Consider the following 25,910-nt stretch of genomic DNA (forward strand, 5'->3'; position numbering starts at 1 on the left):
GTCCCGGATCGCCGTGTTGTCCCCATTGGGCGAATGGGGCGGCGCTGTTACATTCTGACAATCTTGGTGAATTCAACCTGCGAGAGAGATCTGAATGGCTTACAAGAAGAAATACGCCGTGCTGGCATTGGTGGGTTTGGGCGTGGCGTCTGGTGCCGCTTGGTGGCTTCAAAACAAAAGCGGTGCATCGGAAGAGGCGGTCAAACCGGCCACCACGGCAGCTGCATCCGCAGGCCCAGCCAGAGCCCCCGCAGTGGAGGTCGCCAAAGTGGACACCATGACCCTGGTGGACGAAACGCAGGCGGTGGGCAGTTTGCGCTCGCGTCAGGGCGTCATGCTGCGGCCCGAGGTGGGCGGGCGTGTCAAACAGATCTTTTTCAACGATGGCCAGCGTGTGCGCAAAGGCCAGGTGCTGGTGCAGTTTGAAGACCAGCTGCAGCAAGCCCAGTTGTCACAGGCCAAGGCCGAGCTGTCGATTGCCGAGGCCAACCACAAGCGCAACCAGGAGCTGGTGACGCAAAACTTCATCAGCAAGCGCTCGCTGGATGAAAGCGGTGCCGCGCTGGAAGTCTCAAGGGCCAAGCTGGCCTTGGCCGACGCCACCTTGCAACGGCTCAAAGTGCTGGCCCCGTTTGACGGCATCACGGGTCTCAAGCAGATCAACGTGGGCGATTACCTCAAGGATGGTGTTGACATGGTCAACCTCGAAGACATCGACGCCGTGTTGGTCGACTTCCGTCTGCCCGAGCGCTTTCAGGCCAAGATTCGGGCAGGCCAAAAGGCCCAATTGACGGTGGACGCCTTGCCGGGTCGCCCGTTCACGGCCATCGTGCAGGCGGTGGACCCCTTGATCGAGGCCAACGGCCGCTCGGTGGGGGTCAGGGGCTGCATCGACAACCGGCAGCAGCAATTGCGTCCGGGCATGTTTGCCCGGGTGAACGCGGTGTTTGGCGCGCGTGAAAACGCACTGGTGATCCCGGAAGAGGCCATCATTCCCCAAGGCGGTCGCACCTTTGTGGTCAAGGTCGTGGCGGGTGACAAGCCCGACGTCCAGGTGTCCGAGCGTGTGGCGGTGAAGGTCGGCCTGCGCCAGCCGGGCAAGGTCGAGATTCTGGAAGGCTTGGCCGCAGGCGACACTGTGGTGACAGCAGGCCACCAGCGTTTGCAAAAAGACGGCACCGCAGTGCGGGTGGTGGATTTGTCCCAGCCCGGTGGTGGTCGACCTGCCGCTGGGGCGGGTCCGGCTGGCGCACCTGCGGGTGGCGCATCGGCGGCGCCTGCCGCATCGGCCTCTTCATCGACCGCTGTAGCGGCTGGCCCGGCTCCTGCCAGCGCTGCCGCTCCGAGTGCGGCTGCCAAGCCAGTACAGCCGCCTGTCAAGCCCGTGGCCCTGTCGGGCCCCAACTCTTGCCTGAGGGGTGCCGATGCAGCTCGCTGAAGTCTCCATCCGGCGGCCGGTCCTGGCCGTTGTCATGTCCTTGCTGATCGTGCTGATCGGTGCGGTCAGTTTCAAAAGCCTCTCGCTGCGCGAGTACCCCAAGATCGACGAACCCACCGTCACGGTGACCACCCGCTATGTGGGCGCATCGGCCGAGGTGGTCGAGTCGCAGGTCACCAAACCTCTTGAGGATTCGATTGCAGGCATTGACGCGGTGGACGTCATCACCTCCATCAGCCGGGCCGAGCAGTCGCAGATCACCGTGCGTTTCCGTCTGGAAAAAGACGCCGACACGGCCGCCGCCGAAGTGCGTGACCGCACGTCGCGGGTGCGCAACCGCTTGCCGCAAGCCATCGAAGAGCCGGTGATCGCCAAAGTCGAGGCCGATGCCTTCCCGGTGATCTGGCTGGCCTTTTCGAGCGACACGCTCAACCCCTTGCAAATCAACGACCTGGTCAACCGGGTGGTCAAGCCACGCCTGCAGACCGTGACGGGTGTGGCCGATGTGCGCATTTTTGGTGAGCGCAAATACGCCATGCTGGTGTCGCTGGACCATGCCCGCCTGTCGTCCTACAAGCTCACGCCGCAAGATGTGGAGGACGCCATCCGGCGCAGCAACCTGGAGTTGCCAGCAGGGCGGATCGAGTCGACCAACCGCGAGTTCAGCGTGTCCTCGCAAACCGATCTGGCCCGTCCGGGCCAGTTTGGCGAGATCGTGATCCGCAGCGTGAATGGTTTTCCCGTCAAGCTGCGCGATGTGGCCCAGATCAAGGAAGACGCCGCCAACGACCGCAGCATGGTGCGCCTGAACGGCCAGCCCGCGATTTCTGCCGGGGTGATCCGTCAGGCCACGGCCAACCCGCTGGAGTTGTCGGCGGGTGTGCGCGAGATGATTCCACGTCTGAAGGCCGACTTGCCGGGCGACATGGAAATCAATGTGGCCAACGACAACTCGGTGTTCATCGACCGCTCCATCAAGAACGTGTTTTCCACGATCGTCGAAGCCGTGGTGCTGGTGGCCTTGGTGATTTTCGTGTTCCTGCGCACCCTCCGCGCCTCCATCATCCCGATCATCACCATCCCGGTCAGTCTGATTGGCGCGTTTGCCATGATGGCGCTGGCGGGTTTCACCATCAACACCCTGACCTTGCTGGCGTTGGTGCTGGCCATTGGTCTGGTGGTGGACGATGCGATCGTGGTGCTGGAAAATATTTACCGGCACATCGAGGAGGGGCTGGACCCGTTTTCAGCGGCCATCAAGGGGGTGCGCGAGATCAGCTTTGCCGTGGTGGCCATGACCATGACGCTGGCGGCGGTGTTTGCGCCTTTAGCCTTCACGCCCGGGCGCACGGGCAAGCTGTTTGGTGAGTTTGCCTTGGCGCTGGCCGGGGCGGTGGTGGTGTCCGGCTTTGTGGCCCTGACCTTGTCGCCCATGCTCAGCTCCAAGCTGCTGCGCCACAACCCCAACCCTGGCTGGTTTGACCGCAGCATGGAGCGTTGGCTCACGGCGCTGTCGACCGGCTACGAAAACCTCTTGCGCCGGATTCTGACGCGTGCCCGCTGGGCGGTGGTGTTGGTGATGATCGGCTCGGGTGTGGGCATTGCCTGGATTTACCCCAGCATGAAGCAAGAACTCGCGCCCCTGGAGGACCGGGGCACGATTTTGGCCACGGTCAACGCCCCCGATGGCTCCACCCTGGAATACACCGACCGCTATGCCCGCTCGCTGGAGAAGTTCGGTCAGGCTTACCCCGAGTTCGACCGCATCTTTGCCAACATGGGCAACCCGACTGTGGGCCAAGGCACCGTGGTGTACCGCGCGGTGGACTGGGATGAGCGCAAGCGAACGACACTGGAAATCGCCCGTGAGCTGGGCGGCAAGTTCAACAGCTTGCCGGGCGTGAATGCCTTCCCCATCACGCCGCCTTCTTTGGGGCAAGGCTTCCGCGAGCGGCCCCTGAACTTCGTGATCCAGACCTCGGACAGTTACCAGAATCTGAACCTGATCACGCGTCAGATGATGGACGAGATCGCCAAGAACCCGGGCATTTTGTCCCCCGATGTGGACTTGCGCCTGAACAAGCCCGAGCTGCGTGTGGAAGTGGACCGCGTCAAGGCCGCCGAGTTGGGCGTCAGCATCGAGGTGGTGGCCAAAACCATCGAGACCATGCTGGGCGGCCGCGTGGTGACCCGCTACAAGCGCGATGCCGAGCAATACGACGTGATCGTGCAAACCCTGCCGTCTGCCCGCAACACGCCGGACGACATCGACGTGATCCAGGTGCGCGGCCGTAACGACACCATGATTCCTTTGTCGAGCCTTGTGAAGGTGCGCGAGAGCGTGTCGCCGCGCGAGTTGAACCACTTCGGTCAGCGCCGCTCGGTGTCCATCACCGCCAACCTGGCGCCCGACTACTCGCTGGGCGAAGCCTTGAAGTTCATGGACGAAACGGCTGCCAAGGTGCTCAAGCCGGGCTACACCACCGAACTCAACGGCACCTCGCGCGAGTTCAAGAGCTCGCAAGGCGCTTTGGTGATCGTGTTTGTGCTGGCGCTGTTCTTCATCTTCTTGGTGCTGGCGGCGCAGTTTGAGAGCTTCATCGACCCCTTCGTGATCATGTTGTCGGTGCCGCTGTCCATGATTGGGGCGCTGTTGGCGCTCAAGTTCACGGGCGGATCGCTCAACGTGTACTCGCAGATCGGCCTGATCACGCTGGTGGGGCTGATCACCAAGCACGGCATTTTGATCGTGGAGTTCACCAATCAGCTGCGCGAGCAAGGCCTGGCCACGCAAGAGGCGCTGATCAAGGCCTCTGGTCAGCGTCTGCGCCCGATCCTGATGACCACCGGGGCCATGGTGCTTGGCGCGGTGCCGCTGGCGCTGGCCACCGGGGCGGGTGCTGAAAGCCGCACGCAAATCGGCTGGGTGATTGTGGGTGGCATGAGCCTGGGCACCTTGCTGGCCGTGTTTGTGGTGCCCACCATGTATTCGCTCTTGGCCCGCAAGGCGGTGCCAGGGCCGAACAAGACGGTGGCGCACGACGAGCCTGCGGCGGCAGGGCATTCGGCCGGGCATTGAATACCAGTGGGGCGAGCATTCGCGAGCGGGGGCAGTCACCCGAGTCTGGATGCCTTTCACCTTGTGGGAGGCCGCCCCTGCGGCCGAATGTTGACCTGTTTGTGGGCTGGCATTCGCGAGCAGGGGCTCGCTCCCACCAAGTCATCAACCCTCATCCCTTGAGGCGACCGCTTTTGCAGGTGTCAGGTCAGCAGTGGCCCGCTCAAAGGTGCCCGTCAAACACCATCACATCCACCTCGTCACCCACCGCCACATGGCCTTGGTTGTGTCCCAACACGATCAGGCCGTTGGCCTGCACCATGGAGCTGAGCACGCCCGAGCCTTGGTTGCCGGTGGTGCAGACCACCAATTCGCCTGCCGCATTGGTGCTGACGATGCCGCGCTGGTATTCGGTGCGGCCGGGTTTCTTGCGCAGGGCTTCTGTGCTTTTGGCCTTGAGCAAGGGCAAGGGTGGCGCTTGCCAGCCCATGAGCCGTTGCAGGGCCGGCCGCACAAAGGCAGCAAAAGTCACCATGACGGCGACCGGGTTGCCTGGCAGACCAAACAAGATCGCAGAGCGTTCGCCACGCTGGATGCGGCCCACGGCCATGGGGCGGCCGGGGCGCATGGCGATGCGCCAGAAGGCCACATCGCCCAGTTTTTTCATCATGGCCTTGGTGTAATCGGCTTCGCCCACGCTCACGCCACCGCTGGTGATGATGGCGTCGGCTTGGCTTACGGCATGCACAAAGGCTTGCTCCAGCGCGGTGGGCTCGTCGCGCACCACGCCCATGTCGATCAATTCACAGCCCAGGGCCTGCACCATGCCCGCCACGGTGTAACGGTTGCTGTCGTATACCGCGCCTTCGCGGGGGGCTTCGCCCAGGCTCAGGATCTCGTCACCGGTTGAGAAATAAGCCACTTTGGGTCGGCGCCATACGTTTGCGGTGGGCAAGCCCAAGCTGGCCAAGAGGCCGCAGGCGGCGGGGCCGATGCGGGTGCCTGCAAGCAGGGCGGGGTGCCCAGCCATCAGGTCTTCGCCCGCCAAACGGCGGTTGTCGCCCGCTTGCAGCAGGCCGGGGGAAATCTGCACCTTGTCGCCGTCCATCTGGACCAGCTCTTGTGGCACCACGGTGTCCAGCCCGGCGGGCATGATGGCCCCGGTCATGATGCGCACGCATTCACCTGCATTCACCGTGCCTTGCCAGGCCGCACCCGCCAAGGCGGTGCCCACCACGGTCAAGACGGTAGGGCGGTCGGTTTGGAGTTCGGTGCCGCGAAAGGCGTAGCCGTCCATGGCCGAGTTGTCGTGCGGCGGTACGCTGATGGGCGAGACTACGTCGCGGGCCAGGATGCGGCCGTGCGCCTGCATCAGGGCCACGGTTTCTTGTTCGCGCACCGGTTGGACCAGCTGGGCCAGAAAGTCGTTCACATGGCGGGCCGACAGGGCCTGCGGGTCGTAGCCTTGCAGACGGTCGGCAATTTCGCTCAGCGACGGTGCGGGTGACAGGGTGGTTGACGGTGGCGTGGTCATGGTCTGCGCGGCCACTGCAAGCGTGGCGGGTGGGGTCAGAGGGCTTCGAGTTGTTGCAGTTCGGCCAGGGTGTTGGCATTGGCAAAGGCCTGGGCGCTGTCGCCCGGCCGGTCGAACGGCACGATGGCGCAGCGGTGCTGCCCGGTCCAGGCATCGATCTTGCGGCCACCGCCTTGGGTGAACGTCACCAGGCTTTCGAGCAGCTCGACTTTGAGCAGGCAAAACACGGGCTGCGGGCGCACCGCCCCATCGGCCTCGGGGGCGGCGGCCATCGCGATATCGGCGTTTTGTTCAGTCATGGCGGTGTGCAGGCGCTCTACCAGATCGAGCGGGAACATCGGCGTGTCGCAAGGCACCGTCAGCAGCAGCGGGGTTTCGCAGCGCTCCAGCCCGGTGAGGAAACCCGCCAGCGGCCCGGCAAAACCGTCGATGCTGTCGGGCCAGACCGGCACACCCAGCGATTCGTAGGCCGAGAGGTTGCGGTTGGCGTTGATCAGCACTTCTTGCAGCGGCAGGCTTTGCAGCTGCAGGCGCATCAGGGTTTGCAGGGCCAGTGGCAGGCCGCGGAAGTTTTGCAGGCCCTTGTCGATGCCTCCCATGCGCGAGCCGCGCCCGCCTGCGAGGATGAGGCCGGTGATGCCCGGTGCGTTGGGGGTATGGGGGGTCATGGCGCTCAGCCTCCGATGTAGCTCATTTCCACCCGGCGGCCGGGGCCGCTGGCGGTGTCGGGCCCGTGCAGGCTGCGCAGACGCGAATATTGGTCGGTACGCCCGCGCCAGATCGCATGAACCGTGGCCGCCAGTTGCGTGTCTGTTTGCGCCGGGTCACGCAGCAGCTGGCGCAGGTCGTAGCCCTGGCTGGCAAACAGACACAAATACAGGCGGCCTTCGGTGGAGAGGCGGGCGCGGTTGCAGTCGCCGCAAAAAGCCTGCGTCACGCTGCTGATGACGCCGACTTCGCCCAAAGCCGGGTCGTGTTGGCCCTTTGCGTTGGCGTAACCCCAGCGCTCGGCGGTCTCGCCCGGGGCAGACGGGTCGAGTTGCACCAAGGGCAACTCGGTTTGCAGCCGGCGGATCACGTCGGCGCTGGGCAGCACCTCGTCCATGCACCAGCCATTCGTCGCGCCCACGTCCATGTATTCGATGAAGCGCAGCACGATGCCCGTGCCCCGGAAGTGCCGGGCCATGGGCAAAATCTCGTGCTCGTTGGTGCCGCGCTTGACCACCATGTTGACCTTGATCGGCCCCAGACCTGCGGCCTGAGCCGCGGCAATGCCTTCCAGCACATCGGCCACCGGAAAGTCCACATCGTTCATGCGGCGGAAAACGGTGTCATCCAGCCCGTCCAGGCTCACCGTGACGCGTTGCAGTCCGGCGTTTTTCAGGCTTTGGGCCTTGCGGGCCAAAAGCGAGCCGTTGGTGGTCAGGGTCAGATCCAGCGGCTGGCCATCGGGTGTGCGCAAGGCCGCGAGCTGTTCGATCAGGATTTCGATGTTCTTGCGCAGCAGGGGCTCGCCCCCGGTCAGGCGGATTTTGCGAACGCCCTGGCCCACAAACACGCCTGCGATGCGGGTGATCTCTTCAAAACTCAGCAGCTGGCTGTGCGGCAGGTAGGCGTAATCCTTGTCGAACACTTCCTTGGGCATGCAATAGCTGCAGCGGAAGTTGCAGCGGTCGGTCACGCTGATACGCAAATCGGTCAGGGGGCGACGCAGGCCGTCCAGGGGCAGTGCGCTCAGGTCTTGCCCCGAGGGCAGGGCAGGCAAAGGCAGGCTGGGGTGTCGCTGGTCAACCAGCGCGATGACGCGTTCAGACATAGGGGCTCGATTGTGCCCTTAAACCCGGTCAGGCGGTCATGACCCCTCGGTCCTGGGTTGTTCTGGCGTGGCCCCCAGGTTTTTGAAACTCGCGGTCGATTTTTCAAGAAGAGGGGTTTGGATCGCGGATGACACCGGGGGGTGAGTGCCATGAAAAAGGCCCGCCGAAGCGGGCCTTGGAGGCGGTCAGCTGGGCTCAGCTGCCGTGAAATTTCATCACCAGCGGCACGATCAGGAGTGCCACGATGTTGATGATTTTGATCAGTGGGTTGATGGCCGGTCCGGCCGTGTCCTTGTAGGGGTCGCCCACGGTGTCACCGGTCACAGCGGCCTTGTGGGCCTCGCTGCCCTTGCCGCCGTGGTGGCCGTCTTCGATGTACTTTTTGGCGTTGTCCCAGGCGCCACCGCCGGTACACATGGAAATGGCCACGAACAGGCCAGTGATGATGGTGCCCATCAGCAAACCGCCCAGCGCCTTGGGCCCCAGCAGCAAACCGACCAGCACCGGCACCACCACGGGCAGCAGGCTCGGGATGATCATTTCCTTGATGGCGGCCGTGGTCAGCATGTCCACCGCCTTGCCGTATTCGGGCTTGGCCGTGCCTTCCATGATGCCGGGGATTTCCTTGAACTGGCGGCGCACCTCGACCACCACGCTGCCTGCGGCGCGGCCCACGGCCTCCATGGCCATGGCGCCAAACAAGTAAGGGATCAGGCCGCCAATGAACAGGCCAATGATCACCAGCGGGTCGGACAGGTCAAAGCTGATCGCCTTGCCGTAGGCCTCCAGCTTGTGGGTGTAGTCGGCAAACAGCACCAGCGAGGCCAGGCCTGCCGAGCCGATGGCGTAACCCTTGGTCACGGCTTTCGTGGTGTTGCCCACGGCGTCCAGCGGGTCGGTGATGTCGCGCACGCTGCTGGGTAGCTCGGCCATTTCGGCAATGCCCCCCGCGTTGTCGGTGATGGGGCCATAGGCGTCCAGCGCCACCACGATGCCCGCCATGGACAGCATGGACATGGCCGCCACAGCGATGCCGTACAGGCCACCCAGCGCAAAGGCGGTCCAGATCGCCAGGCACACGAACATCACGGGCCAGGCGGTTGAGCGCATGGACACGCCCAGGCCCGCAATGATGTTGGTACCATGCCCGGTGGTCGAGGCTTGGGCAATGTGCCGCACCGGGGCGTACTGCGTGCCGGTGTAGAACTCTGTGATCCAGACCAGAGCGGCGGTGAGCACCAGCCCCACGGTGCAGGCGCCAAACAGCTTCATCTGTGCGCCGGTGCCGCCCAGGGCGTTGTCGGGCATGAGCCACACGGTGACAAAGTAAAAGGCGACCAGGGACAGCACGCCCGAGATGGCCAGGCCTTTGTAGAGCGCGGGCATCACATTCGTCATGCCCGGAGAGGCCTTGACGAAGAAGCAGCCCACGATGGAGGCGATGATGGACACCGCGCCCAGGGCCAGCGGGTACAGCACGGCCTGGCCAGGAGCCGCCGAGATCAGCAGGGCGCCCAGCACCATGGTGGCGATCAGGGTGACCGCATAGGTCTCGAACAGGTCAGCCGCCATGCCCGCGCAGTCGCCCACGTTGTCGCCCACGTTGTCGGCGATCACGGCCGGGTTGCGCGGGTCGTCTTCAGGGATGCCTGCCTCCACTTTGCCCACCAGGTCGGCGCCCACATCAGCGCCTTTGGTGAAGATGCCGCCGCCCAACCGGGCAAAGATCGAGATCAGCGAAGAGCCAAACGCAAAGCCGATCAAAGGGTTCAGCAGGGTGGCCAGATTTTTGTCGGGCGTCAGGTTGCCGTTGCCGGTCAGAAACCAGAAAAAGCCGGTCACACCCAAGAGCCCCAGGCCCACCACCAGCATCCCGGTGATGGCTCCGCCCCGAAACGCCACATCGAGCGCCGGGCCAATGCCGTGGGTGGCCGCCTGGGCGGTGCGCACATTGGCTTTGACCGACACGTTCATGCCGATGAAGCCGCAGGCCCCCGAGAGCACGGCGCCGATCACAAAACCCACGGCGGTGACGCCGTCCAGAAAGACGCTCATCAAAATGGCCAGCACCACCCCGACGATGGCAATGGTTTTGTATTGACGGGCCAGATAGGCTGCTGCCCCGGCCTGGATGGCGGCCGAGATTTCCTGCATCCGGGCATTGCCGGCATCTTGAGAAAGGATCCACCCTCGGGCCCAAATGCCGTAAGCCACGGCAATCAGACCACAGACGAGCGCCAGAATGAGCGCCGAATTTCCTGTCATCGTTGAACTCCTCGATGGTTGTCGCTGAACAGAGGTGCAACGCGCTGGAGGCACCTCCACGGCGTTGCTTCCTCGATCGCCGAAACCGGAGAACGATTGGCCAACGCTTCATTAAAGGGGCCGAATTGGGGTTTGCGCAAGCCCTGTGAAAGTAAAATCGGGGTTAATCCTTAGCGATTTGCCTTTTTCTTAACTTTTCACAAAGAGACCCGCAAGATGTCCCTCGACAACGTCACCCCCGGCAAAAATGCCCCTGAAACTTTCAATGTGATCATCGAAATCCCGATGAACGCCGACCCGATCAAGTACGAAGTCGACAAGGAAACCGGCGCCCTGTTTGTGGACCGTTTCATGACCACATCGATGCACTACCCAACCAACTACGGTTATGTGCCTCAGACCCTCTCGGGCGACGGTGACCCGGTGGACGTGTTGGTGATCACGCCTTACGCTTTGCACCCGGGTGTGGTGGTGCCTTGCCGTGCCCTGGGCATCCTGATGATGGAAGACGAGGCCGGTGTAGATGGCAAAGTGATTGCGGTGCCCACCACCAAAATTTTGCCCATGTACGAGCACTGGCAAGACATCGAAGATGTGAACGCCATGCGCCGCAACGCGATCGCGCACTTCTTCGAGCATTACAAAGACCTGGAAAAAGGCAAGTGGGTCAAGGTGCTGGGCTGGGAAGGGAAAGCCTCTGCCCACAAGGAAATCCTGGACGGCATCGCCAACTACAACAAAGCCAAGGCCTGATGGGCCTTGGTCCGTGCCCACTGGGGTGGGCACGGACCCCCACCGCTCAACGCCTGCCTGGTTTGCGCCATGCAGGCGTTTTTCATGGGGTTTTCTTCAAGGGCGAGTGCTGGTGCAATGCTTCCAGGTAGTTATCCACCCCCGCTTTTTCCCGCTCCAGAAAGCGCGCCACCGCTTCTGAAAAAGCCGGGTGCGTCAGCCAGTGGGCGCTGTGCGTGGGCGTGGGCAGCAGGGCGCGGGCCATTTTGTGTTCGCCTTGGGCCCCGCCTTCAAAACGCTGCACGCCGTTGGCAATGCACCATTCAATCGGTTGGTAATAACAAGCCTCAAAGTGCAGGCAGTCCACCCGCGCGAGCGCGCCCCAGTAGCGGCCATAGGCCACCTGCGGCTGGCCTTGGGCGTCCAGATGCAGGCCGATCAGGCTGATGCCGATGGGCTGCCCGTCGCGCTCGGCCACAAACAAGAGCCAATTGGCGGCCATGTCGCGGCGCATGGCGTCGAAAAATGACGGGGTCAAATAGGGCGGATTGCCGTGTTCCCAATAGGTTTGCTGGTAGCAGCGCAGCAGCAAGGCCCAGTCGTCGCCGGTTATGTCGGGGCCGCGCACGGCGCGAAAGCTGACGCCCGCCTCGTGCACCTTGCGACGTTCTTGCCGGATTTTTTTCCGTTTTTCCTGGTTCAGGCTGCCCAAAAAATCATCAAAGTCGCGCCAGCCTTGGTTCTGCCAGTGGAACTGCACCTGGCTGCGCTGCAGCAAGCCGGCTTGCTCGCAGGCCTGCAGGTCTTGCGGGCTGCCGAACAGGATGTGCAGTGAGGGGATGTCGTGGGTTTGGCAAAGCTCCAGCAAGGCGGCCAGCAGGGCCTGGCGTGCGGCATCGCTTTCGGCCAGCAAGCGGCTGCCGGGCACGGGCGTGAAGGGTGAGGCCACCAGAGCCTTGGGGTAATAGGCCAGACCGTGGCGCGCGTAAGCGTCTGCCCAGGCGTGGTCGAACACATACTCGCCGCGTGAATGGGTCTTGAGGTAAAGCGGGCAGGCCGCGGCCAGGGCCAGGCCCGTGGGCGTCTCGCGCCACAAACTGATGACTTGCAGTGTCCAGCCGGTCTCGGGCACGGCCGATTGGCTGGTCTGCATGGCCGACAAATAGGCATGCCGCATGAAGGGGGATGGCGCATCTTGCCGGGCGAGCAAGTCGTCCCAAGCGCCAGGCTCGATGCCGTTCAGGTCATCCTGCACCCGGGTGACATAATTCAAGCTCACATTTTCCAGCACCTGTATGACTCTCCAAATTCGTGTGGCCCAGCTCAACTTCGTCGTCGGTGACATGCTGGGCAATGCCCGCAAGATCATCGATTTCGCCACCCGGGCGCATGCCGAGGGTGCGCGCTTGGTGTTGACGCCCGAGTTGTCGATTTGCGGCTATGCGGCGGAAGATTTGTTGCTGCGTCCGGCCTTCATCGACGCCTGCGATGATGCCCTGAAAACCGTGGCCCGCGAACTGGCTGGGTTAAAGGGCCTGCATGTGGTGGTGGGCCACCCCGAAGGCGGTGGCGTGCGCACCCGCAGTGTGGCCGTGACGCGCCGCCACAACCGCGCGAGCGTCTTGTGCGAGGGGCGCGTGGTGTGTGCTTACGATAAGCGCGAGCTGCCCAACTACCAAGTGTTTGACGAGCGCCGCTATTTCACGCCCGGCATCGGGGTGGGCGTGTTCGAGGTCGAGGGCGTGAAGGTCGGCTTGTTGATTTGCGAAGACGCCTGGTTTGATGAGCCCGCCCGCCTGGCGCGTGACGCGGGTGCGCAGGTGCTGGCGGTGCTGAATGCTTCACCGTTTCATGCGGGCAAAGGCCCGGAGCGTGAGCAGCGCATGCGCGAGCGTGTGGCCGATTGCGGCCTGCCTTTGGTTTACGCCCACCTGGTCGGCGGGCAAGACGAGGTGATTTTTGAGGGCCGCTCTTTCGCCCTGAATGTGCAGGGCCAGGTGGTCGCGCGGGCCGAGGGTTTCCGTGAGGCGGCCATGACGGTGCAGGCCCAGCCAGCCGGCACAGGTGTGGACCTGAGTGCTGCGCCCGAGGCTTTGGTGCCCATGGCCGGAGCCGACGCCGAGTTGTGGGATGCGCTGGTGCTGGGTGTGCGCGACTACCTGGGCAAAAACGGCTTCAAAGGCGCGATTTTGGGTCTGTCGGGCGGCATCGATTCGGCGCTGGTGCTGGCGATCGCGGTGGACGCCATCGGGGCCGACAAGATCCACGCGGTGATGATGCCCTCACCCTACACGGCCGACATCAGCTGGATCGACAGCCGTGAGATGGTCAAACGCCTGGGTGTGCGTTACGACGAAATCCCGATTGCCCCTTTGTTTGACGGCTTCAAGCAGGCGCTGTCGGCGCAGTTTGAGGGCCTGAAAGAAGACACGACCGAAGAAAACATCCAGGCCCGCATCCGCGGCACGCTGCTCATGGCGCTGTCCAACAAGACCGGGGCGATTGTGCTGACCACGGGCAACAAGAGCGAGATGGCCACCGGTTACTGCACGCTGTATGGCGACATGGCCGGCGGCTTTGCGGTCATTAAGGACGTGGTGAAGACCCGTGTGTTTGACCTGGCCCGCTGGCGCAACCTTCATGATCCGTATGGCACGGGCAGCCAACCCATCCCCGAGCGCATCATCACTCGGCCGCCCAGCGCCGAGCTGCGCCCCGACCAGAAAGACCAGGACAGCCTGCCCGCTTATGAGGTGCTGGACGCGATCATCCAGCGCTACATGGAAAACGACGAGGGTGTGGAGGCGCTGATGGCCGACGGCTTTGAGCGGGCCGATGTGGAGAAAGTCACGCGCCTGATCAAGCTCAACGAGTACAAGCGCCGCCAGGCCCCGGTGGGCATTCGTGTGACGCACCGCAGCTTCGGCAAGGATTGGCGTTATCCTATGACCAACAAGTTTCGCGCCTGATGGCGTGTTTTGAACATCTTTGAAGGACTTTTCCCATGAAACAGATCACCGCCGTCATCAAGCCTTTCAAGCTGGAAGAAGTCCGTGAAGGCTTGGCCGAATGTGGTGTGACCGGTCTCACGGTGACCGAAGTCAAAGGTTTTGGCCGCCAAAAAGGCCACACCGAGCTGTACCGCGGTGCCGAGTACGTGGTCGACTTTTTGCCCAAGGTGAAGGTCGAGGTCGTGGTCAAAGACGAAGACGTGGACCGCTGTGTGGACGCCATCGTCAAGGCGGCGCGCACCGGCAAGATCGGCGACGGCAAGATTTTCGTCACTTCAGTCGAGCGTGTGGTGCGCATCCGCACGGGCGAGCAGGACGAAACCGCCATTTGAGCCGGGAGGCGCGTCCCTCCAGACTGGCCCAGCCGATCAGAGCAGTTCGATTTTGGCGCGGGGCGCAAATCCAGCTTTTTGCACCAGGCTTTGCAGCAGTGCCTCGGGCTCGGTGCCCAGAGTCACCAGTTCGGTTTGCCAATTGCCCATGAAACCGTCTTGCACCACTTGGCCAATGAAACCCATCAGGCCATCGTAATAACCCAGGCTGTTCAGGATGCCCACGGGTTTGTCGTGGTAGCCCAGTTGGCGCCAGGTCCAGACTTCAAACAGTTCTTCGAAGGTGCCAATGCCTCCCGGCAAAGCCAAAAACGCGTCGGCTTTGTCGGCCATCAGGCGTTTGCGTTCGTGCATGGTGTCCACCACATGCAGCTCGGTGCAGCCGGGGTGTGCCCACTCCTTTTCCACCAGGGCGGTCGGGATGATGCCGATCACCGTGCCGCCTGCGGCCATGGTGGCTTCGGCCACCAGACCCATCAGGCCGTTGCGCCCGCCGCCGTAGACCAGTTGGCCGCCGTGTGTGCCAATCCAGGTGCCCACTTCCACAGCAATTTGCGCAAACTCAGGTTTGTTGCCGGGTTTGGAGCCGCAATAGACACAGATGGAAAAGGCGGGTGAAGTCGTTTGGGATTTCATGAGAGTCAAGCCAGACGCTGCCAAAGGGCGCCCAGCCAAATGCCGCCACACAGCAGCAAACTGAGCAAAACGGCCGCGCTGCCCATGTCCTTGGCGCGTTTGGACAGGTCATGCCACTCCGGACCGATGCGGTCGATGGCCGACTCCACGCTGGTGTTGAGCAATTCCACGATCATGACCAGCACCACCGAGCCGGCCAACAAGGCGGTTTCGACCCAGCTTTGGCCCAACCAGAAAGCCAGTGGCAACAAGGCCAATGCCAGGATGGCTTCCTGACGAAACGCGGGCTCTCCCCATCCAGCCCGAAGGCCCTGAATCGAGTAACCCCCCGCATGCAGGATACGGTTCAGGCCTCGGCGTGCTTTTTGAGGGTTGACCTCTTGGGGGCGAGATGGCTCTTGCATGGTGCCGCTGGGGCTCAGGTTGTTCGTGCGGAAATCAGACGCGTGCCCGCAAGGGCATCGTGCCAGAACTGACGCTGTGGGTGAAAGCGGCTGAGGATGGCCCAAATCGCCACCCAGCCCAGGGTCAAAACGGTCACTTCAATCACGGACAAGCGGAAGGGGGCCGCTGCCGCAAGGGGCGGAAGAAACCACAACCAGCTGGCCATGTAGCGCTTGAAAGCGAGTTTGCGACTCACCCTTTGGCCTTGCAGATCGACCATTTCGATGCGCCAGGTTTTCATGGCCAGCGTCTGGCCACGGTGCCACATCCAGATGAAGTAAACCCCCAGCACCAGAAAGCTGATGGCTTGCAGGCCGGATTTCAGTTGGGGGTGGAGGTTCATGTCACCGGGGGCCAGGCCGGTCAGCCAATATGCGGCGATGAAGTACACCAGCCCGGAAGACACCATGACCCCAAATAGCAGCATGCCTTCGTAAAGCCAGCAGGCCATGCGACGGGTGAGTGAAGGCGGGGTGAGGTCCAGAGCAGGAGATGGGGGCGAACCGTTTGGCGTCATGAGGGGGCGGTTTCTGTGGCTTGGCGAACGCCATCGGGCGCTCCAGTCGTGGACGGCGTGGGCACATCGGGTGCGGGCGCTGCCAGTGCCGCGGGGCGCGGCAAAAGGGTTTTGCGGTCAATGGCGATGGTGGCCGCTGGCGCGCTGCCAGGTGCAGCCTTCAAGGGCGTTTGAACCAGACGGTGAGGCTCCAGGGGTTTGGCGGTCGGTGCCGCATTCTTGGGCAGCGGCTTGGAGCCGGCCGAGAGCAGGCGTTTTTCTTCGGCGGGCAGGGCCTGGTAGGCCTCCCATTTGGCTTTTTTGTCTTCTTTGGGCAGATTTTGCAGCTTGTTGAAGTTCAGCCGTGCCAAATTGCGTTGCTGCGGGCTCAGGGCCACCCAGTCGGCCATTCGCGCATGCATGGTGATCTGGTCTGTCACCGACAGTTGCGTGAAATTGGTTGAAATGGCCAGCCATTTGTTTTGCTGCTGGGGTGTCAAGGCCCCCCACTGCGCGCCCAAAGGTGCCAAAGCTTGTTTTTGCTGGGGGGTGAGTTGTTGCCACGCTTTCGAGGCTGGACGCGGCTGAGCCTGTGGCGTGCTGGTCTGGCCTGGTGCAGCTGCAGGCGTTTGCGGTTCGGAGGATTGCGCCGACACGGTGCTCAAACAAGCCGACAAAAGCCAAGCGCCGCCCAGTTTCAGGGCGGCACGCAGGCGCATGGGTCGGCTGGAATGGCGTTCAGTCATGGCTGGTGGGGTGGCCAAGGCTTTGCTTCAAAAAATGGGCGAAACCGGCATCGGTGTAAGCGTCCGGGGGCAATTCGTCGGTGAGCAAGGCCGAGTCGGTTGCAGCGATTTCGGATGTGATGTGGTCTTGCTGGATCCATTGGATGGCCATCAAGCCGATCACCAAAGCCAGCAGGGGCAAGGCAGAGGCCAGGATGCTCCACAGGTTCAGGCCTTCATCAGCGGGGGCGGTCAAGGTGCCGTTGCTGTTGATCTGTGTGTTGTTGGCCAGGCGTGACTGCACCAGCGGCTTGCGCTGCGCCACGGCCAACTGCCGGGCCACGCGCAGCCGTTCGCTGATGTCATGGGGCAAGTCTGCAGCGGCCAGCGTCAGCTGGCGCGAAAAATGCTGGCCCCAGCGGTCCACGTCTTGTTCGGTCGGTGTATGGGGGTGTTTCATGGTCTGATTCCTTGTGTGCCCAAGGTTTTGCTCAGGGCTTGAATGGCCCGAGAACAATGGGTTTTGACGCTGCCTTCTGAGCAGCCCATCACTGCGGCGGTCTCTGCAACGTCCAGCTCCTCCCAGTAACGCAGCAGGAAGGCTTCTCGTTGACGTGCCGGCAGGGCCATGACTGCTGTTTCGATGTGTTCCAAGGTCTGAAGTCGGCCCACCCAGTCTTCGGCGCTCTCAGACCCGGCCTCGCCGGAGCTGTCCGTGGTCACTTCCAGCAGGTCAAAGTCGCCTTCTGCATCCGCACCGCTGAAATCCCCCAAGTTGCTGAAAACGGCGTTGCGGGTCTTTTGCCTGCGAAACCAGTCCAGCATGGTGTTGGACAGGATGCGCTGAAACAACAGGGGCAACTCGCTGATGGGTTTGTCGGCGTAGTTGGTACACAGCTTGATCATGCTGTCTTGCAGGATGTCCAGGGCCGCATCCTCGTTCCGGACATGGTAGAAGGCGCGTTTGAACGCTTTCTTTTCCATGTTTTTCAGAAATTCTGAGAGTTCGGAGTCGGATGCCAACTTTTTTTCAGCGCCCGTGTCGGCGGTGCGCTTGCCAGTTTTGGAAAATGAGGGGGGACTTGGCGGCCGGTGGGGGCCGCCGTCCAATGGGTGCGAATTATGGCATCCGAAGGCCGCGCGTCGCGAAATCCGGAAAGAGCGTTTGACAAATGCGATAATGCGCGATTGCAATTGAAAAAAAGCAAACGGATCACCGTCCGGCACTTTTACAGTTTGGTGCCCATGTCTGTGGTCTCAAGTCCCAAAGCCACTTCACAAGAGTCGAGCCCAGGGGCACCCAAGGTTTTTCGTTAGAGAAATTCACAAAGGTTGAATATGGAAATGAACAAGGCCGATACGGCACACACTTCTGCCGGCGCTCAGGAATTGCGCGGCGCAGAAATCCTCGTCAAAGCGCTCCAAGCTGAAAACGTGCAATACGTCTGGGGTTATCCCGGCGGTGCTGTTCTTCACATTTACGACGCTTTTTACAAACAAGACACCATTCAGCACGTTTTGGTGCGTCACGAGCAAGCAGCCGTGCACGCGGCAGACGGCTTTGCCCGTGCCACGGGCGAAGTGGGCGTGGCGCTGGTCACGTCGGGCCCTGGCCTGACCAATGCCGTGACCGGCATTGCCACCGCCTACATGGACAGCATTCCCATGGTCATCATCAGCGGGCAGGTGCCCACTGCGGCCATTGGCTTGGACGCTTTCCAGGAGTGCGACACCGTGGGCATCACCCGCCCGATCGTCAAGCACAACTTTTTGGTCAAAGACGCCAAGGACATGGCCACGGTCATGAAAAAGGCGTTTCACATTGCCCGAAGCGGCCGTCCTGGCCCGGTGGTCGTGGACGTGCCCAAGGATGTTTCCTTCAACAAGACGCTGTTTTCGGGCTACCCCGAGTCGGTCGAGATGCGCTCTTACAACCCCGTGCGCAAGGGTCATGGCGGGCAGATCCGCAAGGCTTTGCAGTTGTTGATGTCGGCCAAGCGCCCCTACATCTATACCGGTGGTGGTGTGCTGCTGAGCGATGCCAGCGCCGAACTTCGCGCCCTGGTGGACATGCTGAATTTCCCGGTCACCAACACCTTGATGGGTTTGGGTGCTTTCCCGGCCACCGACCGCCGTTTCCTGGGCATGTTGGGCATGCACGGGACGCTGGAAGCCAACAATGCCATGCAAAACTGCGACGTTTTGCTGGCTGTCGGTGCCCGTTTTGACGACCGCGTGATCGGCAACCCCAAGCACTTCGCTTCGGTGGACCGCAAAATCATCCACATCGACATCGACCCGTCCAGCATCTCCAAGCGCGTCAAGGTCGATGTGCCGATCGTGGGCGACGTGAAAGACGTGCTGACCGAGCTCATGGGCATGATCCGCGAGTCCGGCCTCAAGCCTGATGCGCAGGCGCTGAGTCAGTGGTGGGAAACGGTTGAAGGCTGGCGCAGCCGCAACTGCATGAAGTACGACAACAGCAACAATTTGGTGATCAAGCCGCAAAAGGTCATCGAGACCTTGTGGGAGATGACCAAGGACTCGGATGCGTACATTACCTCCGACGTTGGGCAGCACCAGATGTGGGCGGCCCAGTACTACAAGTTCAACGAGCCTCGTCGCTGGATCAACTCCGGCGGTCTGGGCACCATGGGCGTGGGCATTCCTTACGCCATGGGCATCAAACTGGCCAAGCCCGACAGCGAAGTGTTCTGTGTCACGGGCGAAGGCTCGGTGCAGATGTGCATCCAGGAACTGTCGACCTGCCTGCAGTACAACACGCCGATCAAGGTCCTGGCCCTGAACAACCGCTACCTGGGCATGGTGCGCCAGTGGCAAGAGATTGAATACTCCGGCCGCTACAGCCACAGCTACATGGACGCCTTGCCCAACTTCGTGAAGTTGGCCGAGGCCTATGGCCACGTCGGCATCCTGGTGGAAAAACCGGAAGATGTGGAACCTGCCTTGCGCGAGGCCCGTCGATTGAAGGACCGCACCGTTTTCCTGGATATCCGCACGGACCCGACCGAGAACGTGTTCCCCATGGTTCAGGCTGGCAAGGGCATCACCGAGATGCTCATGGGCGTGGAGGACCTGTAATCATGAAACACATCATCGCTGTACTGATCGAAAACGAAGCGGGCGCCTTGTCCCGCGTGGTGGGGCTGTTCTCGGCCCGTGGCTACAACATCGAGTCCTTGACCGTGGCTCCGACCGAAGACCCGAGCCTGTCGCGCATGACCATCCAGACCACCGGGTCGGACGATGTGATCGAGCAAATCACCAAGCACCTGAATCGCCTGATCGAGGTGGTCAAGGTGGTCGACCTGACCGAAGGCGCTTACACCGAACGCGAGCTGATGCTGGTGAAGGTGCGCGCCGTGGGCAAGGAACGCGAAGAAATGAAACGCATGGCCGACATCTTCCGTGGCCGTGTGATCGACGTCACCGACAAGAGCTACACGATTGAGCTCACCGGTGATCAGTCCAAGAACGACGCCTTTTTGGAGGCGATCGACCGCAGTGCCATTTTGGAGACCGTGCGCACGGGTGCGTGCGGTATCGGGCGCGGCGAGCGCATCCTGCGCGTCTAAACCCACTCTTTGAACCTGTTTATTCCTAAGGAGAACCCTGTGAAAGTTTTTTACGACAAAGATTGTGATCTGAGCGTCATCAAGGGCAAGACCGTTGCCATCATTGGTTACGGCTCGCAAGGCCACGCCCACGCCCAAAACCTCAACGACAGCGGCGTCAAAGTGGTCGTCGGTCTGCGCAAAGGCGGCGCATCGTGGGACAAAGTCGGCAAAGCCGGTTTGACCGTGATGGAAGTCAACGACGCTGTCAAAGCCGCTGACGTGGTCATGATCTTGTTGCCCGACGAGCAAATCGCCGAGGTTTACAACAACAACGTCGCCCCCAACATCAAGCAAGGCGCTTCCTTGGCGTTTGCCCACGGCTTCAACGTGCATTACAACCAGGTCGTTCCCCGCGAAGACCTGGACGTGTGGATGGTCGCGCCCAAGGCCCCCGGCCACACCGTGCGCAACACCTACACCCAAGGCGGCGGCGTGCCTCACCTGGTGGCGATCCACCAGGACAAGAGCGGCAAGGCCCGCGCTTTGGCCCTGAGCTATGCCATGGCCAACGGTGGCGGCAAGGCCGGCATCATCGAAACCAACTTCAAGGAAGAGACCGAGACCGACCTGTTCGGCGAGCAGGCTGTTCTGTGCGGTGGTGCAGTCGAGCTGATCAAGATGGGTTACGAGACCCTGGTGGAAGCCGGCTACGCCCCCGAAATGGCTTACTTCGAGTGCTTGCACGAGCTGAAGCTGATCGTGGACCTGATCTACGAAGGCGGCATCGGCAACATGAACTACTCGATCTCGAACAACGCCGAGTACGGCGAATACGTGACCGGTCCTGAAGTCATCAACGAGCAGTCGCGCGAAGCCATGCGCAACGCCTTGAAGCGCATCCAGACTGGCGAATACGCCAAGATGTTCATCCTGGAAGGCAAGACCAACTACCCGAGCATGACCGCACGTCGCCGCTTGACTTCGGAGCACTCCATCGAAGTCGTGGGTGCCCAGCTGCGCGCCATGATGCCCTGGATTGCCAAGAACAAGCTGGTCGACAAGACCCGCAACTGATCTGGCCCTTGGGCGAGTTTGAAAAAGGCCACTGCGGTGGCCTTTTTCTTGGGCGCTGGGTCTGCCTTAAACTCCGCTGACACGGGATGGCTCCGAAAAACCGTTACAGGAATGGACGATGAACAAAGTCAACGACACCGCTGAAGACGCCGAAGTCGCCGCACCGGTGCGCAAACCCTCCAAGGGCATTTACATGCTGCCCAACATGATCACGCTGGCCGCGCTGTTCGCCGGTTTTTACGCGGTGGTCATGGCCATCAATGGCCGTTTTGACTTGGCCACGGTGGGCATTTTCAGTGCCATGGTGCTCGACAGCCTGGATGGCCGGGTGGCCCGCATGACCAATACCCAAAGTGCGTTTGGCGAGCAGATGGATTCGCTGTCGGACATGGTGTCGTTTGGTGCCGCGCCTGCCTTGATCGCCTACGTCTGGACTTTGAAGGAGCTGGGCCGTTGGGGCTGGATTGCCGCTTTTGTGTACTGCGCTTGTGCCGCGCTGCGCTTGGCACGCTTCAACGTCAACACGGGTGTGGTCGACAAGCGTTATTTTCAAGGTCTGCCCTCGCCAGCCGCTGCAGCCTTGGTGATGGGTTTTGTGTGGATCATGTTTGAAAACGCTGTGCCCGCCAAAGCGGTGTCGTGGGGCATGTTCGCCGTGTGCTTGTTTTCGGGCCTGACCATGGTGACCAATGTGCCGTTTTACAGCTTCAAGGACATGCACATGAAAAAGAGCGTGCCGTTTGCCACGCTGGTGCTGGTGGCTTTGGGCATAGCAGCGGTGAACATCGACCCGCCCACCGTGTTGTTCGGTTTGTTCGTGGCTTATGGCCTGAGCGGTTACGTGATTTATGTCTGGCGCAAGGCCAAAGGGCAGCCGACCAGCATGATCAGCACCTCCACCGACGAGCCCGAAGAGCGTGGCTTACACCAGTGATGTCCTGTGCACGACAAGGCCTGTTTTGAACTGTGCTACAGTGTTTGTATGAAATTTTCTTTGTTTGCACTACTGCTAGCGCCCCACGGGCGGGATGTGTAGCGCACGCAAACATTTTCCCAAAAGGCCCGTATGCCATCCGCAACGGGCCTTTTGCATTTTTTGCTTGGACTTGCGGGTTTTTGACCAGGAGTGAACATGGCTGACAAATTGATTATTTTCGACACCACTTTGCGTGACGGCGAGCAATCGCCGGGCGCCTCCATGACCCGCGATGAGAAACTGCGCATTGCCCGTCAACTGGAACGCCTGCGTGTGGACGTCATCGAAGCCGGTTTTGCCGCCAGCTCCAACGGTGACTTTGAGGCGGTCAAAACCATCGCCGACGCCATCAAGGATTCCACGATTTGCTCTTTGTCGCGTGCCAATGACCGTGACATTTCACGTGCGGCCGAGGCCCTCAAAGGGGCCAACAGCGGGCGGATCCACACCTTCATTGCCACCTCGCCTTTGCACATGGAAAAGAAGCTGCGCATGACACCCGACCAGGTGTTTGAGCAAGCCAAGCAGTCGGTGCGCTTTGCCCGCAACCTGGTGGGCGACGTCGAGTTCAGCCCGGAAGACGGCTACCGCAGCGACATGGACTTTTTGTGCCGTGTGCTGGAAGCGGTGATTGCCGAGGGCGCCACCACCATCAACGTGCCCGATACCGTGGGTTATGCGGTGCCGGAGTTGTATGGCCAGTTCATCAAGACCCTGCGCGAGCGCATCCCCAACTCGGACAAAGCCATCTGGTCTGTGCATTGCCACAACGACTTGGGCATGGCCGTGGCCAACTCCTTGGCAGGCGTCAAGTTGGGTGGGGCGCGTCAGGTCGAGTGCACCATCAACGGCTTAGGCGAGCGTGCGGGCAACTGCTCCCTCGAAGAAGTGGTCATGGCCGTCAAAACCCGCCGTGATTATTTTGGCCTCGACATTGGCATCGACACCAGCCACATCGTGGCGGCCAGCCGCATGGTCAGCCAGACCACCGGCTTCGTGGTGCAGCCCAACAAGGCGGTGGTGGGGGCCAACGCCTTTGCGCACGCCTCCGGCATTCACCAGGACGGCGTGCTCAAGGCGCGTGACACCTACGAAATCATGCGTGCCGAGGACGTGGGCTGGACCACCAACAAGATCGTCTTGGGCAAGCTCAGCGGCCGCAATGCCTTCAAGCAGCGCTTGCAGGACCTGGGCGTCACGCTCGACAGCGAGACCGAAATCAACAACGCCTTTGCCAAGTTCAAGGAGCTGGCCGACCGCAAGAGCGAAATCTTTGACGAAGACATCTTGGCTCTGGTCGGGGACGAAAGCGTGACCGCTGAAAAAGAGCAATACGGCTTTGTGTCGATGTCGCAACACAGCGAAACCGGTGAACGCCCCCATGCGGCAGTCGTTTTCACGGTCGATGGCAAAGAAGTCCGGGCCGAGTCGGACGGCAATGGTCCGGTGGATGCGTCCTTGAAGGCTATCGAGTCCCACATCAAAAGTGGGGCAGAAATGGTGCTGTATTCGGTCAACGCCATCAGCGGTTCGACCGAAAGCCAAGGCGAGGTGACGGTGCGCCTGCAAAACAGCGGTCGTGTGGTCAACGGCGTTGGCGCTGACCCGGACATCGTGGTGGCATCTGCCAAGGCGTACCTGAGTGCACTCAATAAATTGCAAAGCAAAGCCGATCGGGTGGCTGCTCAGGGATAGTACTGAAGCCTTTAGATGTACTATCTGGCTTCAATAAAGTCACGCAAGTCATTGTTCTTGCGTGACTTTTTTTATTTCGGTACACTTGGAAACAATTGCCCCTATCATTGAACGACGATGTCCCTGATGCGATTTGCTTCCCTGTTTCCCTTTCAAGCCACTGGCCGTTGGTCGCAGGGCTTGCTTGCCGCTTTGACCGCAGGGGTTTTTCTGGCCGTCTCGGCTTGGCCCAGTGCGGTGCTGGCACAAAACAAGGCGTCCACCGCCAAGAAGCGTCCGGCGGCAACGGTCAGTAAAACCGTTCAGAAAAAAAAGCAGACCGTCGCTAAAAAATCCAAAGGCCAACGGGCCGGAGTCGCAAATAGCAAGGCAGCAGTGCCTATGCGTGCCTCTTACGGGCAAATGGCTGGTCTTCACAGCGCCAACGATCCTCTGGATTTGCGCTCCAGCGTGGCCCTGGTGATTGACCAGGACACCCGCGAAGTCCTGTTCCGTAAAAACGACCATGCCGTTTTGCCCATTGCCTCCTTGACCAAGTTGATGACCGGTCTGGTCATTTCCGAGGCGCAATTGCCCATGTCCGAGATGATCGCCATCACCCAAGCCGATGTGGACACGGAAAAAGGCAGCACCTCCCGTTTGGCGGTGGGCACCGTGCTCAGCCGCGGTGATTTGCTCCATTTGGCGTTGATGTCCAGCGAAAACCGGGCGGCCCACGCTTTGGGCCGTACCTTCCCGGGTGGTTTGGATGCCTTCGTTGCGCGCATGAATGCGCGTGCGCAGGCTCTGGGCATGTCCGACACACGTTATGTGGAGCCGACAGGCTTGTCCAGCCGCAACCAGTCCAGCGCCAGTGACTTGGCCATTTTGGTGGGGGCTGCCTACAAAGAGCCGGTCTTGCGTGAGTTGTCCACTTCGCACGGCCGTGAGATCGAAGTGGGTCGCCGCACGCTTCAGTACAACAACACCAACCGTTTGGTGAAAAGTGCCGACTGGGACATCGGTCTGCAGAAAACAGGCTACATCTCGGAGGCGGGTCAGTGCCTGGTGATGCAGGCGCAAGTGGCCGGGCGCAAACTGATCATGGTGTTTCTGGATTCTGCGGGCAAACTTAGCCGCATCGCCGACGCTGAGCGTGTCCGCCGCTGGGTGGAGAAGTCGTCAGGTGCCTCCGGCGTCAGGCACTCGGCTTTGGCTGAACACTTGCCCGGCTGATGCGTGTCCGCCCATGAAAAAAGGCCTCTCGGGGGCCTTTTTTAATGAGCAAGCGGCGCCTCAATGGTCGCCGTGGTAACCCAGTGTTTTGCTGATCTCGAGTGACGTTGCCTGCAGCTTGGGCAGCCAGCCTTCGTCCAGGCGGTCGGCGGGGGCAGAGATGGACAAGCCGGCCAGCAGTTTCCCTTGGTCGTCGTAGATGCCGGCTGCGATGCAGCGCACGCCCAGTTCCAGCTCTTCGTTGTCTCGGGCAATGCCGTATTGCTTGACCCGGGCCAGCTCCCTTTCAAGAACCTGCAGCTGCGTGATGCTGTTGCGTGTCTGCCCCAGCAAACCGGTGCGTGTGGCGTAAGAGCGAACCCGCAGCGGGTCGTCTGCTGCCAGGAAAAGTTTGCCCACCGAAGTCAGGTGCAAAGGCGCCCGCCCGCCAATGGCCCGAACCACCTGCATGCCGGAGCGTTCGCTGTAGGCCCGCTCGATGTAGACGATTTCATCGCCTTGGCGCATGCTGAGGTTGACGGGTTGCTGAATGAGCTTGTGCAGCTCACGCATGGGCACCAGGGCCGCGTCGCGCACATTCAGCCGTCCTTTGACCAAGTTGCCCAGCTCCAGAAGCCGCATGCCCAGGCGGTAGTTGCCCGCTTCCGGGCGATCAACAAAACGGCCAGTGGCCAAATCGTTCAAGATGCGGTGCGCTGTAGAGGGGTGCAAGCCTGTTTTTTCACTGATCTCTTTCAGGGAGATCGCTTCTTCGCGGGAGGCGAGCACGTCAATCAGCGAAAACATCCGCTCAATGACCTGGATGGTGGGAGAGGGTGTGAATGCAGGGTCTTTTTTCATGGTGTCGTCAGGCGATGCTTAAATTTTACACTGTGAAAATTCAG

Annotated in this window: 23 protein-coding genes; 11 read left to right on the forward strand and 12 right to left on the reverse strand. The window is 61.4% G+C overall.

Annotation, left to right across the window (positions count from 1 at the left end; all coding sequences use genetic code 11):
* Positions 1 to 94: 94 nt before the first annotated feature.
* On the forward strand, positions 95 to 1,438 hold the full coding sequence (locus tag B9Z34_RS09185; RefSeq protein ID WP_108427824.1) for an efflux RND transporter periplasmic adaptor subunit: 1,344 nt from the start codon (positions 95 to 97) through the stop codon (positions 1,436 to 1,438).
* Positions 1,425 to 4,517 (forward strand): efflux RND transporter permease subunit, encoded by a 3,093-nt coding sequence (locus tag B9Z34_RS09190; RefSeq protein ID WP_108427825.1) that lies wholly within the window; start codon positions 1,425 to 1,427, stop codon positions 4,515 to 4,517. Before B9Z34_RS09185 ends, B9Z34_RS09190 begins: the two co-directional genes overlap by 14 nt.
* 202 nt (positions 4,518 to 4,719) lie before the next feature.
* Here the strand turns inward: B9Z34_RS09190 and glp are convergent, their stop codons facing one another.
* The 4 genes from glp to B9Z34_RS09210 all read right to left on the reverse strand — a co-directional run bounded on the left by glp (position 4,720) and on the right by B9Z34_RS09210 (position 10,112).
* Complete coding sequence (glp, locus tag B9Z34_RS09195; protein ID WP_108427826.1) at positions 4,720 to 6,030, reverse strand: gephyrin-like molybdotransferase Glp; 1,311 nt, start codon at positions 6,028 to 6,030, stop codon at positions 4,720 to 4,722.
* A 35-nt stretch (positions 6,031 to 6,065) separates the two neighbouring features.
* Positions 6,066 to 6,698: a molybdenum cofactor guanylyltransferase MobA gene (gene mobA / locus B9Z34_RS09200; RefSeq protein WP_108427827.1), complete on the reverse strand. Its 633-nt coding sequence runs from the start codon at positions 6,696 to 6,698 to the stop codon at positions 6,066 to 6,068.
* A gap of 5 nt (positions 6,699 to 6,703) precedes the next feature.
* Positions 6,704 to 7,846 carry a GTP 3',8-cyclase MoaA gene (moaA, locus tag B9Z34_RS09205; protein ID WP_108427828.1) on the reverse strand — a complete coding sequence of 381 codons (1,143 nt, stop codon included), beginning with the start codon at positions 7,844 to 7,846 and terminating at the stop codon, positions 6,704 to 6,706.
* 196 nt (positions 7,847 to 8,042) lie between these two features.
* The gene (locus tag B9Z34_RS09210) at positions 8,043 to 10,112 is read right to left on the reverse strand and encodes a sodium-translocating pyrophosphatase (protein WP_108427829.1); all 2,070 of its coding nucleotides are present in this window, start codon (positions 10,110 to 10,112) and stop codon (positions 8,043 to 8,045) included.
* A 216-nt stretch (positions 10,113 to 10,328) separates the two neighbouring features.
* On the opposite strand from B9Z34_RS09210, the gene ppa reads away from it, so the two are divergent.
* On the forward strand, positions 10,329 to 10,865 hold the full coding sequence (gene ppa, locus B9Z34_RS09215) for an inorganic diphosphatase (protein WP_108427830.1): 537 nt from the start codon (positions 10,329 to 10,331) through the stop codon (positions 10,863 to 10,865).
* Positions 10,866 to 10,947: 82 nt separating this feature from the next.
* Here ppa and B9Z34_RS09220 read toward each other — a convergent pair whose 3' ends face one another.
* Positions 10,948 to 12,135 (reverse strand): GNAT family N-acetyltransferase, encoded by a 1,188-nt coding sequence (locus tag B9Z34_RS09220; protein WP_233249514.1) that lies wholly within the window; start codon positions 12,133 to 12,135, stop codon positions 10,948 to 10,950.
* A 4-nt stretch (positions 12,136 to 12,139) separates the two neighbouring features.
* On the opposite strand from B9Z34_RS09220, the gene B9Z34_RS09225 reads away from it, so the two are divergent.
* Both B9Z34_RS09225 and B9Z34_RS09230 read left to right on the forward strand, forming a co-directional pair.
* Positions 12,140 to 13,813, forward strand: coding sequence for an NAD+ synthase (locus B9Z34_RS09225; protein ID WP_108427831.1), 1,674 nt, complete (start codon positions 12,140 to 12,142; stop codon positions 13,811 to 13,813).
* 35 nt (positions 13,814 to 13,848) lie between these two features.
* Positions 13,849 to 14,187 (forward strand): P-II family nitrogen regulator, encoded by a 339-nt coding sequence (locus B9Z34_RS09230; RefSeq protein WP_108427832.1) that lies wholly within the window; start codon positions 13,849 to 13,851, stop codon positions 14,185 to 14,187.
* A 36-nt stretch (positions 14,188 to 14,223) separates the two neighbouring features.
* Here the strand turns inward: B9Z34_RS09230 and B9Z34_RS09235 are convergent, their stop codons facing one another.
* From B9Z34_RS09235 to B9Z34_RS09260, 6 genes are read right to left on the reverse strand one after another with little or no spacing between them, the layout of a single operon-like run.
* Positions 14,224 to 14,823 (reverse strand): TIGR00730 family Rossman fold protein, encoded by a 600-nt coding sequence (locus tag B9Z34_RS09235; protein WP_108427833.1) that lies wholly within the window; start codon positions 14,821 to 14,823, stop codon positions 14,224 to 14,226.
* A 5-nt stretch (positions 14,824 to 14,828) separates the two neighbouring features.
* Complete coding sequence (locus B9Z34_RS09240) at positions 14,829 to 15,227, reverse strand: diacylglycerol kinase (RefSeq protein ID WP_108427834.1); 399 nt, start codon at positions 15,225 to 15,227, stop codon at positions 14,829 to 14,831.
* 14 nt (positions 15,228 to 15,241) lie between these two features.
* A complete protein-coding gene (locus B9Z34_RS09245; RefSeq protein ID WP_108427835.1) occupies positions 15,242 to 15,784 on the reverse strand; it encodes an RDD family protein in 543 nt (180 codons plus the stop codon).
* Positions 15,781 to 16,509 (reverse strand): DUF3106 domain-containing protein, encoded by a 729-nt coding sequence (locus B9Z34_RS09250; protein WP_108427836.1) that lies wholly within the window; start codon positions 16,507 to 16,509, stop codon positions 15,781 to 15,783. Before B9Z34_RS09250 ends, B9Z34_RS09245 begins: the two co-directional genes overlap by 4 nt.
* Positions 16,502 to 16,948, reverse strand: coding sequence for a DUF3619 family protein (locus tag B9Z34_RS09255; RefSeq protein WP_108427837.1), 447 nt, complete (start codon positions 16,946 to 16,948; stop codon positions 16,502 to 16,504). The genes B9Z34_RS09250 and B9Z34_RS09255 overlap by 8 nt, the downstream gene beginning before the upstream one ends.
* Positions 16,945 to 17,511, reverse strand: coding sequence for an RNA polymerase sigma factor (locus B9Z34_RS09260; RefSeq protein ID WP_108427902.1), 567 nt, complete (start codon positions 17,509 to 17,511; stop codon positions 16,945 to 16,947). The genes B9Z34_RS09255 and B9Z34_RS09260 overlap by 4 nt, the downstream gene beginning before the upstream one ends.
* A 315-nt stretch (positions 17,512 to 17,826) precedes the next feature.
* Here B9Z34_RS09260 and B9Z34_RS09265 point away from each other — a divergent pair, with 315 nt between their 5' ends.
* The 6 genes from B9Z34_RS09265 to B9Z34_RS09290 all read left to right on the forward strand — a co-directional run bounded on the left by B9Z34_RS09265 (position 17,827) and on the right by B9Z34_RS09290 (position 25,026).
* A complete protein-coding gene (locus B9Z34_RS09265) occupies positions 17,827 to 19,590 on the forward strand; it encodes an acetolactate synthase 3 catalytic subunit (RefSeq protein WP_108427838.1) in 1,764 nt (587 codons plus the stop codon).
* Between the two features lie 2 nt (positions 19,591 to 19,592).
* A complete protein-coding gene (ilvN, locus tag B9Z34_RS09270) occupies positions 19,593 to 20,084 on the forward strand; it encodes an acetolactate synthase small subunit (protein WP_089953931.1) in 492 nt (163 codons plus the stop codon).
* Between the two features lie 39 nt (positions 20,085 to 20,123).
* A complete protein-coding gene (gene ilvC / locus B9Z34_RS09275; RefSeq protein ID WP_108427839.1) occupies positions 20,124 to 21,140 on the forward strand; it encodes a ketol-acid reductoisomerase in 1,017 nt (338 codons plus the stop codon).
* 118 nt (positions 21,141 to 21,258) lie between these two features.
* The gene (pssA, locus tag B9Z34_RS09280) at positions 21,259 to 22,074 is read left to right on the forward strand and encodes a CDP-diacylglycerol--serine O-phosphatidyltransferase (protein ID WP_108427840.1); all 816 of its coding nucleotides are present in this window, start codon (positions 21,259 to 21,261) and stop codon (positions 22,072 to 22,074) included.
* Between the two features lie 198 nt (positions 22,075 to 22,272).
* Positions 22,273 to 23,811: a 2-isopropylmalate synthase gene (locus B9Z34_RS09285; protein WP_108427841.1), complete on the forward strand. Its 1,539-nt coding sequence runs from the start codon at positions 22,273 to 22,275 to the stop codon at positions 23,809 to 23,811.
* A 126-nt stretch (positions 23,812 to 23,937) separates the two neighbouring features.
* Positions 23,938 to 25,026 (forward strand): serine hydrolase, encoded by a 1,089-nt coding sequence (locus B9Z34_RS09290; protein WP_108427903.1) that lies wholly within the window; start codon positions 23,938 to 23,940, stop codon positions 25,024 to 25,026.
* A gap of 60 nt (positions 25,027 to 25,086) precedes the next feature.
* On the opposite strand, the gene B9Z34_RS09295 is transcribed toward B9Z34_RS09290, so the two are convergent.
* Positions 25,087 to 25,866 (reverse strand): IclR family transcriptional regulator, encoded by a 780-nt coding sequence (locus B9Z34_RS09295; RefSeq protein WP_108427842.1) that lies wholly within the window; start codon positions 25,864 to 25,866, stop codon positions 25,087 to 25,089.
* Positions 25,867 to 25,910: the final 44 nt, after the last annotated feature.

Source organism: Limnohabitans sp. Hippo3, from assembly GCF_003063665.1.
In the GTDB taxonomy this organism is placed as follows: domain Bacteria; phylum Pseudomonadota; class Gammaproteobacteria; order Burkholderiales; family Burkholderiaceae_C; genus Limnohabitans_A.

Excerpts from the sequence above, each read along its gene's own strand:
- glp (WP_108427826.1), bottom strand. The coding sequence starts at position 6,030 with ATGACCACGCCACCGTCAACCACCCTGTCACCCGCACCGTCGCTGAGC.
- B9Z34_RS09235 (WP_108427833.1), bottom strand. The coding sequence starts at position 14,823 with ATGAAATCCCAAACGACTTCACCCGCCTTTTCCATCTGTGTCTATTGC.
- B9Z34_RS09250 (WP_108427836.1), bottom strand. The coding sequence starts at position 16,509 with ATGACTGAACGCCATTCCAGCCGACCCATGCGCCTGCGTGCCGCCCTG.
- B9Z34_RS09265 (WP_108427838.1), top strand. The coding sequence starts at position 17,827 with ATGGAAATGAACAAGGCCGATACGGCACACACTTCTGCCGGCGCTCAG.
- mobA (WP_108427827.1), bottom strand. The coding sequence starts at position 6,698 with ATGACCCCCCATACCCCCAACGCACCGGGCATCACCGGCCTCATCCTC.
- moaA (WP_108427828.1), bottom strand. The coding sequence starts at position 7,846 with ATGTCTGAACGCGTCATCGCGCTGGTTGACCAGCGACACCCCAGCCTG.
- B9Z34_RS09285 (WP_108427841.1), top strand. The coding sequence starts at position 22,273 with ATGGCTGACAAATTGATTATTTTCGACACCACTTTGCGTGACGGCGAG.
- B9Z34_RS09185 (WP_108427824.1), top strand. The coding sequence starts at position 95 with ATGGCTTACAAGAAGAAATACGCCGTGCTGGCATTGGTGGGTTTGGGC.
- B9Z34_RS09210 (WP_108427829.1), bottom strand. The coding sequence starts at position 10,112 with ATGACAGGAAATTCGGCGCTCATTCTGGCGCTCGTCTGTGGTCTGATT.
- B9Z34_RS09230 (WP_108427832.1), top strand. The coding sequence starts at position 13,849 with ATGAAACAGATCACCGCCGTCATCAAGCCTTTCAAGCTGGAAGAAGTC.
- B9Z34_RS09190 (WP_108427825.1), top strand. The coding sequence starts at position 1,425 with ATGCAGCTCGCTGAAGTCTCCATCCGGCGGCCGGTCCTGGCCGTTGTC.
- B9Z34_RS09295 (WP_108427842.1), bottom strand. The coding sequence starts at position 25,866 with ATGAAAAAAGACCCTGCATTCACACCCTCTCCCACCATCCAGGTCATT.
- ppa (WP_108427830.1), top strand. The coding sequence starts at position 10,329 with ATGTCCCTCGACAACGTCACCCCCGGCAAAAATGCCCCTGAAACTTTC.
- B9Z34_RS09255 (WP_108427837.1), bottom strand. The coding sequence starts at position 16,948 with ATGAAACACCCCCATACACCGACCGAACAAGACGTGGACCGCTGGGGC.
- B9Z34_RS09225 (WP_108427831.1), top strand. The coding sequence starts at position 12,140 with ATGACTCTCCAAATTCGTGTGGCCCAGCTCAACTTCGTCGTCGGTGAC.
- B9Z34_RS09290 (WP_108427903.1), top strand. The coding sequence starts at position 23,938 with ATGCGATTTGCTTCCCTGTTTCCCTTTCAAGCCACTGGCCGTTGGTCG.
- pssA (WP_108427840.1), top strand. The coding sequence starts at position 21,259 with ATGAACAAAGTCAACGACACCGCTGAAGACGCCGAAGTCGCCGCACCG.
- ilvN (WP_089953931.1), top strand. The coding sequence starts at position 19,593 with ATGAAACACATCATCGCTGTACTGATCGAAAACGAAGCGGGCGCCTTG.
- B9Z34_RS09240 (WP_108427834.1), bottom strand. The coding sequence starts at position 15,227 with ATGCAAGAGCCATCTCGCCCCCAAGAGGTCAACCCTCAAAAAGCACGC.
- B9Z34_RS09245 (WP_108427835.1), bottom strand. The coding sequence starts at position 15,784 with ATGACGCCAAACGGTTCGCCCCCATCTCCTGCTCTGGACCTCACCCCG.